Raw genomic sequence first — 16,722 nt, 5'->3', positions numbered from 1 at the left:
TGTTAGTCCTCTCGGGCAAATAGTGCCTCAATAAAGTCGTCCGCTTTAAACGGACGTAAATCCTCAATACGCTCGCCCACACCAATGTAACGGATAGGAATATTGAACTGATCGGCCACGGAGAAGATCACCCCGCCTTTCGCGGTGCCGTCCAGTTTGGTCAGCGTGATCCCGGTCAGCCCTACCGCTTCATGGAACAGCTTCGCCTGGCTGATGGCGTTCTGTCCGGTGCTGGCATCAATGGTCAGCATAATTTCATGCGGTGCCTCTTCGTCCAGCTTCTTCATGACGCGGACGATTTTCTTCAACTCTTCCATCAGGTGCGCTTTGTTCTGCAAACGCCCTGCGGTATCGGCAATCAGCACATCCACGTTACGCGACTTCGCCGCCTGGATGGCGTCAAAGATAACGGAGGCGGAATCCGCACCGGTATGCTGCGCAATCACCGGGATGTTGTTACGCTGGCCCCAGACCTGCAGCTGCTCAACCGCCGCCGCACGGAAGGTATCACCTGCCGCCAGCATTACCGATTTGCCCTGCTGCTCAAACTGTCGCGCCAGCTTGCCGATGGTGGTGGTTTTCCCCACACCGTTCACGCCAACCATCAGAATAACAAATGGCGTTTTGCCTTCAATATTAAGCGGTTCGTCAACTTTTGCGAGGATTTCGCCCATCTCGTCTTTCAGCAGACCGTACAGCGCTTCGGCGTCACGCAGCGCCTTGCGGCTCGCCCCTTCGGTCAGACTGGCGATGATCTTACGGGTTGTTTCCACCCCAACGTCGGCGATCAGCAGTTGCTCTTCCAGCTCTTCAAAGAGATCGTCGTCGATCTTCTTGCCGCGGAACAGACTGATAAATCCGGAACCTAAGTTTTCTTTGGTTTTGAGCAGGCTACGCTTCAGGCGGGCGAAGAAACCTTCTTTAGTGGGTTTTTCCTGCTCCTGAGCAACCTCTTCACCCTGCTCTGGTTGCGCTTCCACCGGCACAACGATAACCGCTTCTTCCGCCGCGTCTGCCGCCAGCGCCTGGGCTTCCAGCTCTTCGTCGGTAAGCGCTGGCTCGTCTTGTGCTTCTTCTTCCACCGCCTCAACAATTTCGACGGTTTCTGCCTCGGCCTGCCACTCCTGCGCTGAAACCTCTTCGGCTTTCACCTCTTCCGGCAGTGGCAACGTTTCATGTTCGATAATCGCCTGCGGCGTATCGATGACGTCTTCTACCACAACGGGTTCTGGCTTCTCGCTTTCCTGAACCTGTTCGGTAACTTCCACCACCTCTTCAGCAAAGGCTTCGGTCTCTTCTTTGCTGTGCGCGTGCTCTTCCGCGTCGACAACGGCGGCAGTTTCTACCGGCGTTTCAGGCTGAGACTGCTCTTCAACGGCTTGTTGTTCTTCGGTTTTCTGCTCTGTTTCTTGCTCTTTTTCACCGAAGCCCAGCCAGGAAAAGAAGCCACGTTTTTTTTGTTTTGCCATCTGCGACTACACTCCTCGCGGCGCTATATACATGGAAGCTAAAAAAATGATGAAATAGTCTAACACTTTACTTAATTGACATCACCGCCCGCAATCGCAGGCCAATTGTTAACAGAGCTTTCCAGAGATGAAGAAACCCAACCGCGCCCCAGCCGGTCAAATTCGTATTATCGGCGGCCAGTGGCGAGGCCGGAAATTACCGGTGCCGGATAGCCCCGGACTACGCCCAACCACGGACCGCGTACGCGAAACGCTGTTTAACTGGCTGGCCCCCTCAATGGTGGATGCCCACTGCCTGGACTGCTTCGCGGGCAGCGGCGCGCTGGGTCTGGAGGCGCTGTCGCGCTATGCCGCCAGCGCCACGCTGCTGGAAATGGAGCGCGGCGTTGCGCAGACGTTGCAGCAAAATCTGGCAACGCTAAAAGCGACCAACGCCAAAGTAGTGAATACCAACACACTGAGCTTCCTCGCGCAAAAGGGCACGCCGCACAACGTGGTGTTTGTCGACCCGCCGTTCCGCAAGGGGCTGCTGGAAGAGACGTTATCCCTGCTGGAAAACAACGGCTGGCTGGCGGATGACGCGTTAATCTACGTCGAAAGCGAAGTCGAAAATGGTTTACCGCCGGTCCCGGTACACTGGGATCTGCACCGAGAAAAAGTGGCAGGTCAGGTCGCTTATCGTCTGTATCACCGTCAGGCACAAGGAGAATCCAATGCCAGTACTGATTAATGTGGGACGTTTGTTGATGCTGGGCGTCTGGGCATTTCTGCTCCTCAATCTGGTGCACCCGTTCCCGCGCCCGATGAACATCTTTGTGAACGTGGCCTTTATCTTTACCACCTTCATGCACGCCCTGCAGATGGTGATGCTGAAAAACGGCCTGCCAAAAGACGGTCCGCAGATGACCGGCTGGCAGCAGCTGCGCGTGTTTATTTTTGGCGTATTTGAACTGCTGGTGTGGATGAAGAAATTTAAGGCCCAGGCGAAGAAGTAAGGCGCCTCAAGCCTCAGCTGACCCCTCTCCCTGCGGGAGAGGGAACATTACCGATCTGGCGTAAACCCTTCAAACCGCGACCCTTTGTAACTCAGAATCCCTTTTTCTCCCACCGTCAGTTGATGGTACTGCTGCGCCTCCAGACGGTAGGTCATCTCCAGCCCGCCGGTTTCCGGCTTAAAGCTCGCTTCATAGCGCATGGTGGCTCCCGCCGGCGTAACCTGCTGCTGGCGCGAGCGTCGGTCATTGAGGGCTTTCTCGCGTTTATTGCTTACCACCACGCGTTTTTGCATCAACGGCGCGGCATCGTTGTCCGCCTTCTCACGGCGCTGCTGCACGAAACGAAAGGAGGCGGCAATGACGATAATCGCCACCACGATAACGAAAAAAAGCGGCATCTTGCTCATTCAAAAATCCCATCAGATTATACGGAATTCAGCATACCCTGCCTTCCCCGGCATTGCCAAACGCCTGCCCCCATCACTACACTGAAGAAGAAACTGATTATTCAGACTCAACAGTTACAGGGAGTTAATATGCTTTGGTCATTTATCGCTGTCTGTTTTTCCGCATGGCTTTACGTCGATGCATCCTATCGCGGCCCTGCCTGGCAGCGATGGTTGTTTAAACCCGTCACGCTGTTGTTACTCCTGCTGCTTGCCTGGCAAGCGCCCATGTTTAACGCCGTCAGCTATCTGGTTCTTGCCGGTCTGTGTGCGTCCCTGATTGGTGATGCCTTAACCCTGCTGCCGCGACAGCGCCTGCTGTATGCCGTTGGGGCATTTTTCCTGTCGCATCTGCTTTATACCATTTACTTCGCCAGCCAGATGACGCTCTCCTTCTTCTGGCCGCTGCCGCTGGTGCTGCTGGTCATTGGCGCGCTGTTGATCGCGGTGATCTGGACGCGTCTGGAAGAGATGCGCTTGCCTGTCTGCACGTTTATCGCCATGACGCTGGTGATGGTATGGCTGGCGGGTGAACTGTGGTTCTTCCGTCCGACGGCACCGGCAATGTCCGCGTTCTTTGGTGCCACGCTGCTGTTACTCGGGAATATCGTCTGGCTGGGCAGCCACTATCGTCGCCGCTTCCGTGCGGATAACGCGATTGCCGCCGCCTGCTACTTTGCCGGTCACTTCCTGATTGTGCGTTCACTGTATATCTAAATAAGCCTTGACTCTGGAGTCGACTCCAGAGTGTATGCTGCGGTTAATGAGAAAATTATCATTACCGGAGACTGCCATGTCGACTCCAGAAACACCTAAAAAAGTTCCACAATTCTCGGCACTTAAGCTCAGCCCCGTTCCCGCGAAGGACGACTGCTGCTGCGACGGCGCATGCGAAACGCAAAACACGCTGCCGCTCCCGGAAAGCGCAAACCGCTACAGCTGGGTGGTCAACGGTATGGACTGCGCGGCCTGCGCCCGTAAAGTCGAAAACGCGGTAAAACAGGTCCCCGGCGTCAGCCACGTCCAGGTGCTCTTCGCCACCGAGAAGCTGCTGGTCAGCGCCGATAATGACATCAGCACGCTGGTTGAAGCCGCCGTCAGTAAGGCCGGTTACAGCCTGCGCAGCGAAACCGCACCTGTCGAAAAGACGTCAGCCCTGCGAGAAAACCTGCCCATTATCACCCTTATCATCATGATGGCCCTGAGCTGGGGTCTGGAGCAGTTTAACCACCCGTTCGGTAACCTGGCGTTCATCGCCACGACGCTTGTCGGACTGTTCCCGATTGCCCGTCAGGCCGTGCGGCTGATGAAAAGCGGAAGCTGGTTCGCCATCGAAACGCTGATGAGCGTGGCGGCGATCGGCGCGTTGTTTATTGGCGCGACGGCGGAAGCGGCCATGGTGCTGCTGCTGTTCTTAATTGGCGAGCGCCTTGAGGGCTGGGCGGCGAGTCGGGCACGGAAAGGGGTCAGCGCGCTGATGGCGCTGAAACCGGAAACCGCAACGCGGGTGACGGGCAGCGAACGCCAGACGGTGGCAATTAACACGCTGCGCCCGGGTGATGTGATTGAGGTCGCCGCTGGCGGGCGTCTGCCTGCGGACGGTGAATTGCTTACCGCCACGGCGAGTTTCGATGAAAGTGCCCTCACCGGCGAGTCGATTCCGGTTGAACGCTCAGCGGGCGAGAAAGTGCCTGCAGGCGCCACCAGCGTCGATCGTCTGGTGCAACTCACGGTCCTCTCCGGACCGGGTGAGAGCGCCATCGACCGCATCCTGAAGCTGATAGAAGAGGCCGAGGAGCGTCGCGCACCCGTTGAGCGCTTTATCGATCGCTTCAGCCGGATCTACACCCCCGCCATCATGCTGGTCGCCCTGCTGGTGACAATTATTCCACCGTTATTCCTGGGCGCAGCCTGGGAAAGCTGGGTTTATAAAGGTCTGACGTTGCTGCTGATTGGTTGCCCGTGCGCGCTGGTGATCTCCACGCCGGCGGCCATTACCTCCGGTCTGGCGGCCGCGGCGCGTCGTGGAGCGCTGATTAAAGGCGGCGCGGCGCTGGAACAGCTGAGCCAGGTGCAACATATCGCCTTCGATAAAACCGGTACGCTGACGGTGGGTAAACCGCAGGTCACGGGCATTTATCCTCAGGAGGTCAGTGAAAATACGCTGCTCACCCTGGCCGCTGCCGTCGAACAAGGCTCCACCCACCCGCTGGCACAGGCAATAGTCCGCGAGGCGCAGTCGCGTGGGCTGGACATCCCTGCCGCCACCGCACAGCGGGCGCTGGTCGGGTCCGGGATTGAAGCCGACGTTGAAGGGAATAACGTCCTGATCGTTGCCGCGAATACGTTTCCGGCGGCCGGGCTGAGCCAGCAAGTCCAGGCGCTGGAACAGGCCGGGCAAACCGTGGTGATGGTAGTGCAAAACGGCGTGGCGATAGGGATGCTGGCACTGCGTGATACCCTGCGTGACGATGCAAAAGACGCCGTCGCCGCGCTGCATCAACTGGGCGTGCAGGGGGTGATCCTCACCGGGGATAACCCGCGAGCCGCGGCAGCGATTGCCGGTGAGCTGGGGCTGGCGTTTAAAGCCGGGTTATTGCCTGCGGATAAAGTGAGCGCCGTAACGGAACTGAACAACCATGCACCGCTGGCAATGGTGGGTGACGGCATCAACGATGCCCCGGCGATGAAAGCCGCCACCATTGGCATTGCAATGGGCAGCGGCACCGACGTGGCGCTGGAAACCGCCGACGCAGCACTCACCCATAACCGCCTGACCGGGCTGGCGCAGATGATTGCTCTGGCGCGCGCCACGCGGGCCAATATCCGTCAGAACATCGGGATTGCGCTGGGCCTGAAGGGGATTTTCCTGGTCACCACGCTGCTCGGTATAACCGGCCTGTGGCTGGCGGTACTGGCGGATACCGGCGCGACGGTACTGGTGACGGCGAACGCGCTCCGCTTATTACGTCGACAATAACACGAGATGCCCTCTCCCACCGGGAGAGGGCGGAAAACGGCGTCACTGCATCCCTAACACGCGCGGCAGCCACAGCGAGATGGCCGGGATGTACGTCACCATCGCCAGCACCACCAGCAGCATGCCGTAAAACGGCAGCATCGCGCGAACCACATGCTCGATTTTCTGTTTACTTACCGCGCTCGCCACAAACAGCACCGAACCGACCGGCGGCGTAATCAGCCCGATCCCCAGGTTCACCATCATGATCATCCCAAAATGCACCGGATCGATGCCCAGCGAATTGGTCACCGGCAACAGCACTGGCGTCAGGATCAGGATGATCGGTGCCATGTCCATTAACGTGCCGATCAGCAGCAGCATGATGTTGAGATACATCAGGATCACGTACTTGTTATCGGAGAGTGAGGTGAAGAACTCGGTGATACGGCTCGGGAGCTGCATGTAGGTCATCACCGCGCCAAACGCCGCCGCAAAGCCAATCAGTATCATCACGATGGTGACGGTTTTCACCGTCCTGCACATCAGCTTCGGCAGCTCGTTCCATTTATAGTCCCGGTAGATAAACATGGTGACAAAGAACGCCCACAGACAGGCCACGGCAGCGGATTCCGTTGCGGTAAATATCCCGGACAGTATCCCGCCGAGAATAATCACTACAGTCATCAGCCCCCACAGCGCGTCCAGCGTGATTTTCAGCGCCTGCTTAAAGGGAATTTTTTCCCCTTTCGGGTAGCCACGTTTGCGGGCAAAGCCCAGACACATTGCCATCAGGCTTACGCCGAGCAGCAGCCCTGGCAGCACCCCCGCGATAAACAGCGTCGCGATAGAGACCGTCCCGCCTGCCGCAAGGGAATAAATTACCGAGTTGTGGCTGGGCGGGATCAAAATCGCCTGTACCGATCCGCTGGCGGTCACCGCCGCCGCATAATCGCGTGGATAGCCCTTCTTCTCCATCTCCGGGATCATTACGCTGCCAATGGAGGCCGTATCCGCCACCGACGAGCCGGAAATCGCGCCGAAGAACGTGGAGGCCACAATATTCACCAGCGACAGCCCACCGCGAATAAAGCCAACAAACACGTAGGCGAAATTGACCAGCCGTCGGGCAATCCCCCCTTCCGCCATAATCGCACCCGCGAGAATAAAGAAGGGGATCGCCAGCAGCGTGAATTTATTCACCCCGCTGGTTATCTGAATCATCAGCGCCTCGAGAGGTAAATCTATCCACAACGCGCCCGCGACGGCGCTTAGCCCGACGGCAAAGGCCACCGGCATCCCCAGCGCCAGCAAAATGGCGAGGGTGAATAACAAAACGAATGCATCCATTGTTCACCCCTTAACTGTGGTTGCCGATCAGCACGACGGGACGGTTTTCCTGCGAGCCAAACAGCAGGCGCTCAATCACAAACAGGATCAGAACGGCAGAGCCCACCGGCAGCGGCAGATAGCTCTCGCCGGAGGTCAGGACCGGAAATTCGGCGACCGGTTGCTCCCAGAGTTCGACGCACAGCCAGTAGCTGTACCAGAACATCAGGCCAGCGATCAGCAGCATCAGCAGATCAACGGCCCGCGCGCAGACGGTTTTTAACGGCCCGGGCAGCCGGTCGGTGAGCATATTCACCGCAATGTGCGAACCGGCACGGTAGCTGACCGCCGCGCCGATAAAGGTGAAGGTCACCATGCAGATGATGGCAACCGGCTCCGGCCAGGATTCACCGCGGTTAAGCACATAGCGCGAAAAAATGCCGATGGGGATCACAATCGTCATCACCAGCAGCGAAATGCCCGCCACGGCCATCGCCAGCAGGTAGAGACGGTCCATCCACTTCAGATAGAGTTCGGACATACGTACTCCGGTTACTTGACGTCAGCGATGGCTTTCATCAGATCCTGATGCTTTTCGCCATACTGGGCGCGCACCGGCTCTGTGGCTTTGATAAATACCGTTTTGTCGATCTCGTGGAACTGCACCCCGCCAGCCTTCATTTTTTCCAGCGCCTGGGCGTTATAGGCTTCCCACAACTTACGTTGTTCAAACTGGGCTTCACGGGCCAGGGTCAGGATCTTTTTCTGCTCGTCGGCGCTGAGTTTGTCCCACTTCACTTTTGAGTAGAGCAGCATTTCCGGGGTGATAAAGTGGCCGCTGAGGGTGTAGTTTTTGGCGACCGGCATATAGTTATGCGCGACATAGGTCGGTGGATTATTCTCCGCGCCGTCAATCACGCCGGTTTGCATTCCGCTGTAAACTTCGCTTACCCCCATTGCCACCGCGTTAGCGCCCATATCTTTCAGCGTCGCCAGCGCCACCGGACTGCCCTGTACGCGGATTTTCTTCCCTTTCAGATCGTCGGGTTTAACAATCGGATCTTTGGTGATCAGGTTGCGGGTGCCGGAGTCCATCCAGCCGAGGAATACCAGTCGTGATTTCGGGTTGGCGGTTAGCTTATCGCCAATTTGCTTGCCGATATCCCCGTCGATCACTTTGTGCATGTGGTCTTCATCGCGGAAAACGTAGGGCAGCGTGAAGACTTCGATATCGGGCAGGATGGCCGCCACCGGCGCCATCGAGACGCGGATCATATCGATCGCCCCCATCTGCGCCTGCTCAATCATCTGTTTTTCATCCCCCAGCACGCCGCCGGGGAAAACCTTAATCTCCAGCTTGCCGTCGGTTTGTTGTTTGAGTTTTTCACCCATTTGCTGAACCGCCACCACGTTCGGGTAGCCTTCAGGGTGCACATCGGCGGCTTTGATGGTTTGCGCAGCGACAGAGCAGGCAAAAGCGGAGAGGCACAGGGCGGCCAGTAACGGCTTGAGGGTCGTTTTCATCGGGTCAACTCCAGGGTAGTGAGATAAGCGTTAAAACAGTGTTTTATTTTTGTACGCTTAAAAACTAGACTACGGCCGGAAAAGCGGGGGTGAAGCGCCTCACAAAAGCGTGAAATATTGAAACGATGGTTTAGAAAGGTTTTCTCCCTCTCCTTGTGGGAGAGGGTCGGGGTGAGGCCATCAGGCCGCATTTACCCCTTGCGGATCACATACCGGTACGGCAGCGTTTCGGTCTGCTGTGCCACCAGCTCATGTTCCATAAAGGTACAAAAACCGGGAATGTCGCGGGTGGTGGCGGGGTCGTCGGCGATGATCAGCAGCGTCTCACCGGTCTGCATGTTGCGCACGGTTTTACGTACCATCATTACCGGCTCCGGGCAGCGAAGGCCCTGAGCATCAAGGGTGTGGTCTGGGCTGGAAAACAGATCGGTCATGTTCTTCTCGGTCAGGTAAAAACGGCTGTAGTTTACGCCCCATCGTCGGCAATGCAACCAGGTTAACGATTGCGTAAAAACTAACCATTGCAATGTCCGGCCAAAGCAGTATCATGCTGCGGTTTTTATTGGGTTCCCTCACCCCAACGTATAAAAAGGTTACAACATGATGCAGTTTTCTGATTCGCAGCGCGTTAAAGCGTTGTTCTGGCTTTCGCTTTTTCATTTGCTGGTCATTACCTCCAGCAACTATCTGGTGCAACTCCCGATCTCCATCTTTGGTTTTCATACCACGTGGGGCGCGTTCAGTTTCCCGTTTATTTTTCTCGCCACTGATTTGACCGTACGTATTTTCGGCGCACCACTGGCTCGCCGCATTATTTTTGCGGTCATGCTGCCGGCGCTGTTCATTTCGTACGTGATCTCTTCCCTGTTTTATATGGGAAGCTGGCAGGGGTTCGAGGCATTAACGCACTTCAACCTGTTTGTCGCCCGTATCGCCTCCGCCAGCTTTATGGCCTACGCGCTGGGGCAGATCCTCGACGTTCACGTGTTTAACCGCCTGCGTCAAAATCATCGCTGGTGGATGGCACCCACGGCGTCCACGCTGTTCGGCAACGTCAGCGACACGCTGGCCTTCTTCTTTATCGCATTCTGGCGTAGCCCGGATGCATTTATGGCCCAGCACTGGATGGAAATCGCCCTTGTGGACTACTGCTTCAAGGTGCTTATCAGCATTGTGTTCTTCCTGCCGATGTACGGCGTCCTGCTGAATATGCTGCTGAAAAGACTCGCAGATAAATCTGAAATCACAGCATTGCAGGCTGGTTAAGGGTTCGCTTTATCAGTTGTGATAAGATGAGCCAATCAGCCGTTATGGCCGTTTATCGAAAGGAAGAAGTTAATGCGCAATCTGGTTAAATATGTCGGGATTGGCCTGCTGGTTGTGGGCCTTGCAGCCTGTGATAACAGCGACACGAAAACGCCTGCTCAGGGCGCGTCTGCAGAGAGCAACGCCACCGGTCAGCCGGTGAGTCTGCTGGACGGTAAACTCAGTTTCTCTCTGCCGGCAGATATGACTGACCAGAGCGGCAAGCTGGGTACCCAGGCGAACAATATGCACGTTTACTCCGATGCAACCGGGCAGAAAGCCGTCATTGTGATTGTGGGCGACGACACCAGCGAAGACCTGGCCGTCATGACCAAACGTCTGGAAGATCAGCAGCGCAGCCGCGATCCGCAGCTGCAGGTCGTGACCAATAAATCTATCGAACTGAAAGGCCACACGCTGCAACAGCTGGACAGCATCATCTCAGCAAAAGGCCAGACCGCTTACTCTTCCGTGGTGCTTGGTAAGGTCGATAATAAACTGCTGACCCTGCAGATCACCCTGCCGGCGGAAAATCAGCAGAAAGCGCAGACGGCTGCTGAAAACATCATTAATACCATCGTGATCCAGTAATTCTTCACGATGATGACGTGGCCTCCGGTGCCTGCACCGGGGGCCATTTTTTTAGCCGCCATGTCAGCATCAATGCGATAACCACCAGACCCGCCGCGGCAAGATAGATTACCGGTACCCCTGCCCACGCCATCACCAGCCCCGCCAGCGGCCCGGTAATGCCCAGCGACATGTCCATAAACACCGTGTAGGTCGCCAGCGCCGACCCCTGGTTCTGCTGCGGCACGGCTTTTACCGCGACCACGCCGAGTGCCGGGAAGACCAGCGAAAAGCCAGCGCCGGCGAGGAAAACGCCCATTTTCGCCATCCACGGTGCGGTGGCAATCCCGGTCAACACCAGCCCGACAATCTCTACCGCAAAGCAGATCAACGCCACATTCAGTCCCCCCAGACGGTTGATACCGTTCGGGAAGAGCAAACGCGCGCCGACAAACGCACAGCTAAACAGCGTCAGGGCAAAGGCTGCGCCGTCCCAGCCTTTGGCGTCATAGAAGAGAGTAATGAACGTGGCGATCACGCCGAAGCCGGTGGTTGCCAGCGCCAGCGCCATACCATAAGGCCAGACGCGCCCCAGCACCGCCCTGAACGGCAGCGGCTTGCCTTTGCTGGCCTTCACCTTCGGGCGCGGCAGGGCAAACAGAATCGCGAGCAGCGCGACGACCATAATGGTGATAGCCAGCCCGGATAGCCCGCCATAGGCATAACAGATCACCCCCAGCGGTGCGCCCAGCGCCATTGCGCCGTAGGTGACGATACCGTTCCAGGAGATCACCCGGCCAATATGGGACGCACCCACCACACCCACGCCCCACAGCGTCGAACCGGTACCCGCCAGACTTTGCCCAATACCCAGAATCACACGCCCCAGACAGAGCAGCGCCAGGCTGACCAGCGGCCAGTGGCTGGTGGTGGCGGCCAGCAGGTAGCCCAGACCACTCAGAAAACAGCCGCAGAGCCCCACAATGACGATGCGCTTTGGCCCAAACAGATCCGCATAGCGCCCGGCATGCGGGCGGCTCAGGAGCGTGGCGAAATACTGCAGGCTGATGACCAGCCCCGCCCAGAATGCGCTAAAACCCATGACGTCATGGACATAGCCCGGCAACACCGCCAGCGGCAGGCCAATCGTCAGATAACTGGCGAAGTTAAAAATCACAACGGAAACAATGCGCAGATTGAGGCGCAATCCGCTCAGCGCCGGTTCGGCGGCATGCTCTGGCATGGGGTTTAACCTGAATTTTTACAACAGTGTTTCACTATTACCACGGCAGGATAAGAAAATCAGCACTGACTTTCAGATTATCGGCTCCAGACGAAGCGGCCACCGGGCACTACACTTAACGGGCTATCACATTAAGGAACCCGCATGATACCGAACCAGTCCGACAAAGCAGGACTTCACATCTTATTAAAACTCGCCTGCCTGGTGGTTATCCTCGCAGGTATCCATGCTGCCGCTGACATCATTGTCCAGCTCCTGCTGGCGCTCTTTTTTGCCATTGTGCTTAATCCGCTGGTGACCTGGTTTTTGCGCCGGGGCATCAGCCGTCCGGTAGCCATTACTATCGTGGTCATCGTGATGATGATTGCCCTGACGGCGCTTTTCGGCGTGCTGGCGGCGTCGCTCAGTGAATTCTCCACCATGCTTCCACAGTACAACAAAGAGCTGACGCGTAAGATCGTTTCGCTTCAGGAGATGATGCCTTTTCTTAACCTGCATATCTCACCCGAGCGGATGTTACGCCGCATGGATTCAGAGAAGGTCATGACCTACGCCACCACCCTGATGACCGGCCTTTCCGGCGCGATGGCCAGCATCCTGCTGCTGGTGATGACGGTGGTGTTTATGCTGTTCGAGGTCCGCCATGTTCCTTATAAGCTGCGCTTTGCGCTGAATAACCCGCAAATTCATATTGCGGGTTTACACCGGGCCCTGAAGGGCGTGTCCAAATATCTGGCCCTGAAAACGCTGTTAAGCGTCTGGACCGGGGTGATTGTCTGGCTGGGACTGATGCTGATGGGCGTGCAGTTCGCGCTGATGTGGGGCGTACTGGCGTTTCTGCTGAACTACGTACCCAACATCGGCGCGGTGCTTTCCGCCGTGCCGCCGATGATTCAGGCGTTTCTGTTCAATGGCTTTTACGAATGCATGCTGGTGGGGGCGCTGTTCCTGGTCGTGCATATGGTACTGGGCAATATCCTTGAGCCGCGCATGATGGGCCACCGTCTCGGAATGTCGACGCTGGTGGTGTTCTTGTCGTTGCTGATCTGGGGATGGCTGCTGGGACCGGTCGGGATGTTACTGTCAGTCCCGCTGACCAGCGTGTGTAAGATCTGGATGGAAACCACCAAAGGTGGCAGCAAACTGGCGATCCTGTTGGGTCCCGGGCGACCGAAAAGCCGTCTGCCGGGATAACGGGTCCCACAACGCGTAACAGTGCAACACACCGAAAATTACCGCGACGCTCACCGCGCGGTAATTTTCATTTTCGGTAAGGAGGATTTCGCGTTATTTATCTTGCCCTAATAAATGAATCGTCATGCAAATATTTATTTAACGCAAATTACATGACATATAATTCTCACCCTTTCGTTTCAATGCATTACACCTCCCCTCGCGTAAAATAAACACCCACTTTTATATCGACAAAAATTATCCTCATTAGCGATAATACTCCGCCAAAATATATTTTTTTAAAATTACTGATTTAAATTGTTATTATTGATACGGAGTTGTTGATGAAAAAGATCATTAAATGGTTTGCTGCTGTTGCTGTCGTCGGCGCACTGGCCGGTTGCGCGCGTACCGCCCCAATCGATCAGGTTCACGCTACTGTCAGTACGGGCCACACCGCTGAGCAGGTGAAAACCGCCATTCTGAAAGCAGGCCAGAAGCGCGACTGGATCATGAGCGAAGCGGGCCCGGGCGTAATTAAAGGCCGTCTGCAGGCACGCGACCATTCGGTCGAAATCCGTATTCCTTATTCTGCGACAAGCTATTCAATTAATTACGAAAGCAGTATGAACCTGAAAGCCGCCGACGGTAAAATCCACAAGAACTATAACCGCTGGGTTCATAACCTCGACCACGATATTCAGATGAACCTCTCTGCAGGCGCCGCGCTGTAATATTTTCCTCATGTCGGGCCGACATGGCCCGATAACGTTTTTCTCGGCCTCATAAGGTTACGCACGCATGTACGAAAAGGACACCCTCAACGCGCTGGACGCCATTACCGAAGCGCAACGCATTGCTTTTGCGCCGATGCTGTTTCAGACCGCGCGTTGTCTGCGTAATTCGGGCGTGCTTTCCTGGCTGGATAAAAAAGGGAAAACAGGGGCAAGTCTCGAGGAAATAACCGAAAACAGTACCCTGAGCAGTTATAGCGTAAGCGTATTGCTGGATATGGGATTAAGCGGGCGGATCGTTACCTGTAAAGAAGGGCGCTATTTCCTGGCAAAGGTGGGCCATTTCTTATTGCATGACACCATGACCCGCGTGAATATGGATTTCACGCAGGATGTTTGTTACCAGGGATTATTCCATCTGGCCGATGCCCTGCAGGAAGAAAAACCTGCGGGATTATCCGTGTTTGGCAACTGGCCAACTATCTATCCGGCATTATCACAATTACCCGCGCAGGCAAAAGAGAGCTGGTTCGCTTTTGATCATTACTATTCTGATGCCGCTTTCGACGCGGCGCTGCCATATATATTCGCAAGCTCGCCGACAAAATTGTACGATGTGGGCGGAAATACGGGTAAATGGGCGTTACGCTGCTGCCGCTATGACGACAATGTTGCCGTGACGATCCTTGACCTGCCACAGCAGATAACGCTGGCGCAGGAAAACATCGAAAAAGCAGGTTTATCTCATCGCATTGGCTTCCATGCTGTCGATATGCTTAGTCATGCGACATTGCCGGGTGAAGCCGATATCTGGTGGATGAGCCAGTTCCTGGATTGTTTCTCTCCGGACCAGATTGTCGCCATGTTGACTCGCGTTGCACAGGTTATGAAGCCCGGCGCGCGACTGTGCATCATGGAACTGTTCTGGGATGCCCAAAAATTTGAAGCCGCCTCATTCAGCCTGAATGCTACCTCGCTTTATTTCACCTGTATGGCGAACGGCAACAGCCGGTTTTACAGTGTAGAGAAATTTTATCACTACCTGGAGCGGGCCGGTTTCCACGTAGAACAGCGGCTGGACAACCTTGGGGTAGGTCATACCCTATTGATTTGTCAAAAAATTGAACAATAGAGCAGTTGAACTGCCCGGCAGGCTTGCCTGTCTTTTAATGATGGTTTTCCGCGGACGCGCGTAGATGAAATTTTCACTGAACATAATTGACTGGCAGGCAAGAGCGCCAGGCCTGAGCGATGCCGCAGAGTGGCAGGCGTGGTCACGCCAGCACCTTACCCTCGACCCGGCTGCGCCGCTGCCTAAGCTTACCGAACTGCCGATGATGACCGCGCGCCGCCTCAACTCGGGCAGTAAGCTGGCGGTAGACCTTGGACTCACCCTGCTTCGCCGCCACGCGATTGATGCCGTTGTCTATTCCAGCCGTCATGGCGAACTGGAGCGTAATTTCCGCATCCTGCATTCCCTGGCGACCGGTCAGGCCGTCTCGCCGACAGACTTTGCCATGTCCGTGCACAATTCGGCGGTGGGCAACCTGACGATCACTGCGCGACACCCCATCGTCTCGTCTTCTGTTTCTGCCGGGCTGGACACCTTCCAGCAGGCATTATGTGAAGTGTTGAGCCTGCTTCAGGCGGGCTATTCCCGCGTCTTGCTGGTCGATTTTGACGGTGCCCTGCCCGATTTTTATCATCCGGGTTTACCGCCGCAGATGCCCACCTGGCCCTACGCGCTGGCCCTGGTGATTGAAGCCGGGAGCACACTGCAGTGCGAAACCCGCAGCGGCAGCACGGGTGAAGAACCTCCCCTGCCGCAGAGCCTGATGTTCCTGCAACGTTACCTCCGCGATGAACGACAGTTTGTGGTTTCAGGCGAACGTCTGCTGTGGCAATGGACACGCGAATGAGCCGCCTGACTGCCCGTATCAACTGGTTATGGCGTCTGATGATGACCGGCTTCTGCTTCGTGCTGTTTGGCACGGGCGGGTTGCTGCTGTCGCTGGTGTGGTTCAATCTGCTGTTGCTGGTTCAGCGCGACCGCGCCAGACGCCGTCGCCTGGCGCGTCGCAGTATCGCGGCCAGCTTCCGCTTTTTCTTACATGTCGCCCGTGGCACCGGGGTACTGGACTATCGCATTCACAACCTTGACGCCCTTCGCGGGGACCGTGGTTGTCTGGTGGTGGCCAATCACCCGACGCTGATTGATTACGTGATCCTGGCGTCCGTCATGCCCGAAACCGACTGTCTGGTGAAAAGTGCGTTGCTCCGCAACCCCTTTGTCAGCGGCGTCATTCGCGCAGCGGATTACCTGATTAACAGCGAAGCGGAAACGCTCCTCAGTGCAAGCCAGCAGCGTCTGGCCCAGGGCGACACGCTGTTAATCTTTCCGGAGGGCACACGAACCCGGTCGGGAGAGGCAATCTCCCTCCAGCGCGGCGCGGCAAATATTGCCGTGCGCTGCCACAGCGACCTGCGCATCGTGGTGATCCACTGCAGCGAACCTCTGCTGGATAAAAAAAGTCACTGGTACGACGTACCGCCCGTAAAACCTGTTTTCACCGTAGATGTTCGCGATCGCGTGAATATCGACGCTTTTTACGATGCAAAGACACAAGAACCGGCACTGGCGGCAAGGCAGTTAAACCGGCATCTGCAGCATCGATTAACATCAGGCCTTCAATCTTTGTCAGGAATTAATGATGCAAGCGCTTCATCTTGAAATTAAAAATCTCATCATCACCACGCTGAATCTGGACGAGCTCACCGCCGAGGATATCGATACCGATGCTGCGCTGTTTGGTGATGGACTGGGTCTCGACTCTATCGACGCCCTGGAACTTGGCCTGGCCGTGAAAAACCAGTATGGCGTGGTGCTGTCTGCCGAAAGCGAAGAGATGCGTCAGCACTTCTTTTCCGTCGCCACGCTGGCTTCTTTTATCAACGCTCAACGCGCCTGAGATGTG

General features: G+C 56.2%; 19 protein-coding genes. 12 read left to right on the top strand and 7 right to left on the bottom strand.

The annotated features are described in order from the left end of the window. Positions 1-2 precede the first annotated feature (2 nt). On the bottom strand, positions 3-1,469 hold the full coding sequence (gene ftsY / locus BJP35_RS00795; RefSeq protein ID WP_044857784.1) for a signal recognition particle-docking protein FtsY: 1,467 nt from the start codon (positions 1,467-1,469) through the stop codon (positions 3-5). Between the two features lie 127 nt (positions 1,470-1,596). Between ftsY and rsmD the strand changes: the two genes are divergently transcribed. Beyond that, a complete protein-coding gene (rsmD, locus tag BJP35_RS00790; RefSeq protein WP_020884541.1) occupies positions 1,597-2,199 on the top strand; it encodes a 16S rRNA (guanine(966)-N(2))-methyltransferase in 603 nt (200 codons plus the stop codon). Next, on the top strand, positions 2,183-2,464 hold the full coding sequence (locus BJP35_RS00785) for a DUF1145 family protein (RefSeq protein ID WP_014172016.1): 282 nt from the start codon (positions 2,183-2,185) through the stop codon (positions 2,462-2,464). The genes rsmD and BJP35_RS00785 overlap by 17 nt, the downstream gene beginning before the upstream one ends. 47 nt (positions 2,465-2,511) lie before the next feature. Here the strand turns inward: BJP35_RS00785 and BJP35_RS00780 are convergent, their stop codons facing one another. Further along, positions 2,512-2,871: a DUF2500 domain-containing protein gene (locus BJP35_RS00780; protein WP_032679142.1), complete on the bottom strand. Its 360-nt coding sequence runs from the start codon at positions 2,869-2,871 to the stop codon at positions 2,512-2,514. A gap of 129 nt (positions 2,872-3,000) precedes the next feature. On the opposite strand from BJP35_RS00780, the gene BJP35_RS00775 reads away from it, so the two are divergent. Further along, on the top strand, positions 3,001-3,627 hold the full coding sequence (locus BJP35_RS00775; protein WP_014172018.1) for a lysoplasmalogenase: 627 nt from the start codon (positions 3,001-3,003) through the stop codon (positions 3,625-3,627). 76 nt (positions 3,628-3,703) lie between these two features. Further along, the gene (gene zntA, locus BJP35_RS00770) at positions 3,704-5,890 is read left to right on the top strand and encodes a Zn(II)/Cd(II)/Pb(II) translocating P-type ATPase ZntA (RefSeq protein WP_047742608.1); all 2,187 of its coding nucleotides are present in this window, start codon (positions 3,704-3,706) and stop codon (positions 5,888-5,890) included. A gap of 42 nt (positions 5,891-5,932) precedes the next feature. Here the strand turns inward: zntA and BJP35_RS00765 are convergent, their stop codons facing one another. The 4 genes from BJP35_RS00765 to tusA form a co-directional block, all read right to left on the bottom strand. After that, positions 5,933-7,219: a TRAP transporter large permease gene (locus tag BJP35_RS00765; RefSeq protein WP_014172020.1), complete on the bottom strand. Its 1,287-nt coding sequence runs from the start codon at positions 7,217-7,219 to the stop codon at positions 5,933-5,935. A 10-nt stretch (positions 7,220-7,229) separates the two neighbouring features. Next, the gene (locus tag BJP35_RS00760; RefSeq protein ID WP_014172021.1) at positions 7,230-7,739 is read right to left on the bottom strand and encodes a TRAP transporter small permease; all 510 of its coding nucleotides are present in this window, start codon (positions 7,737-7,739) and stop codon (positions 7,230-7,232) included. Between the two features lie 11 nt (positions 7,740-7,750). Next, positions 7,751-8,722, bottom strand: a complete 972-nt coding sequence (locus tag BJP35_RS00755; RefSeq protein ID WP_014172022.1) for a TRAP transporter substrate-binding protein — start codon at positions 8,720-8,722, stop codon at positions 7,751-7,753. Positions 8,723-8,913: 191 nt separating this feature from the next. Next, entirely contained in the window at positions 8,914-9,156 is a 243-nt protein-coding gene (gene tusA / locus BJP35_RS00750) for a sulfurtransferase TusA (RefSeq protein ID WP_020884537.1), read from the bottom strand. Between the two features lie 166 nt (positions 9,157-9,322). On the opposite strand from tusA, the gene BJP35_RS00745 reads away from it, so the two are divergent. Together BJP35_RS00745 and BJP35_RS00740 are read left to right on the top strand one after the other, a co-directional pair. After that, positions 9,323-9,988 (top strand): 7-cyano-7-deazaguanine/7-aminomethyl-7-deazaguanine transporter, encoded by a 666-nt coding sequence (locus BJP35_RS00745; RefSeq protein ID WP_020884536.1) that lies wholly within the window; start codon positions 9,323-9,325, stop codon positions 9,986-9,988. A gap of 72 nt (positions 9,989-10,060) precedes the next feature. Then, entirely contained in the window at positions 10,061-10,618 is a 558-nt protein-coding gene (locus BJP35_RS00740) for a DcrB family lipoprotein (protein ID WP_014172025.1), read from the top strand. A 4-nt stretch (positions 10,619-10,622) separates the two neighbouring features. Here BJP35_RS00740 and BJP35_RS00735 read toward each other — a convergent pair whose 3' ends face one another. Further along, positions 10,623-11,840: an MFS transporter gene (locus tag BJP35_RS00735; protein ID WP_020884535.1), complete on the bottom strand. Its 1,218-nt coding sequence runs from the start codon at positions 11,838-11,840 to the stop codon at positions 10,623-10,625. A 144-nt stretch (positions 11,841-11,984) separates the two neighbouring features. Here BJP35_RS00735 and BJP35_RS00730 point away from each other — a divergent pair, with 144 nt between their 5' ends. The 6 genes from BJP35_RS00730 to BJP35_RS00705 all read left to right on the top strand — a co-directional run bounded on the left by BJP35_RS00730 (position 11,985) and on the right by BJP35_RS00705 (position 16,716). After that, on the top strand, positions 11,985-13,034 hold the full coding sequence (locus BJP35_RS00730; protein WP_014172027.1) for an AI-2E family transporter: 1,050 nt from the start codon (positions 11,985-11,987) through the stop codon (positions 13,032-13,034). A gap of 323 nt (positions 13,035-13,357) precedes the next feature. Next, positions 13,358-13,747: a hypothetical protein gene (locus tag BJP35_RS00725; RefSeq protein ID WP_020884534.1), complete on the top strand. Its 390-nt coding sequence runs from the start codon at positions 13,358-13,360 to the stop codon at positions 13,745-13,747. Between the two features lie 67 nt (positions 13,748-13,814). Then, positions 13,815-14,879, top strand: a complete 1,065-nt coding sequence (locus tag BJP35_RS00720; protein WP_014172029.1) for a methyltransferase — start codon at positions 13,815-13,817, stop codon at positions 14,877-14,879. A 64-nt stretch (positions 14,880-14,943) separates the two neighbouring features. Then, entirely contained in the window at positions 14,944-15,666 is a 723-nt protein-coding gene (locus BJP35_RS00715; RefSeq protein ID WP_040018231.1) for a beta-ketoacyl synthase chain length factor, read from the top strand. Then, complete coding sequence (locus BJP35_RS00710; protein WP_025202835.1) at positions 15,663-16,478, top strand: 1-acyl-sn-glycerol-3-phosphate acyltransferase; 816 nt, start codon at positions 15,663-15,665, stop codon at positions 16,476-16,478. Before BJP35_RS00715 ends, BJP35_RS00710 begins: the two co-directional genes overlap by 4 nt. Continuing rightward, positions 16,459-16,716 (top strand): phosphopantetheine-binding protein, encoded by a 258-nt coding sequence (locus BJP35_RS00705; RefSeq protein WP_020884530.1) that lies wholly within the window; start codon positions 16,459-16,461, stop codon positions 16,714-16,716. Before BJP35_RS00710 ends, BJP35_RS00705 begins: the two co-directional genes overlap by 20 nt. The last annotated feature ends 6 nt before the right edge of the window (positions 16,717-16,722 follow it).

The organism is Enterobacter sp. J49, assembly GCF_002148625.1.
Classification (GTDB): Bacteria; Pseudomonadota; Gammaproteobacteria; order Enterobacterales; family Enterobacteriaceae; genus Enterobacter; species Enterobacter ludwigii.
This window is presented reverse-complemented; position numbering and strand designations above follow the sequence as displayed.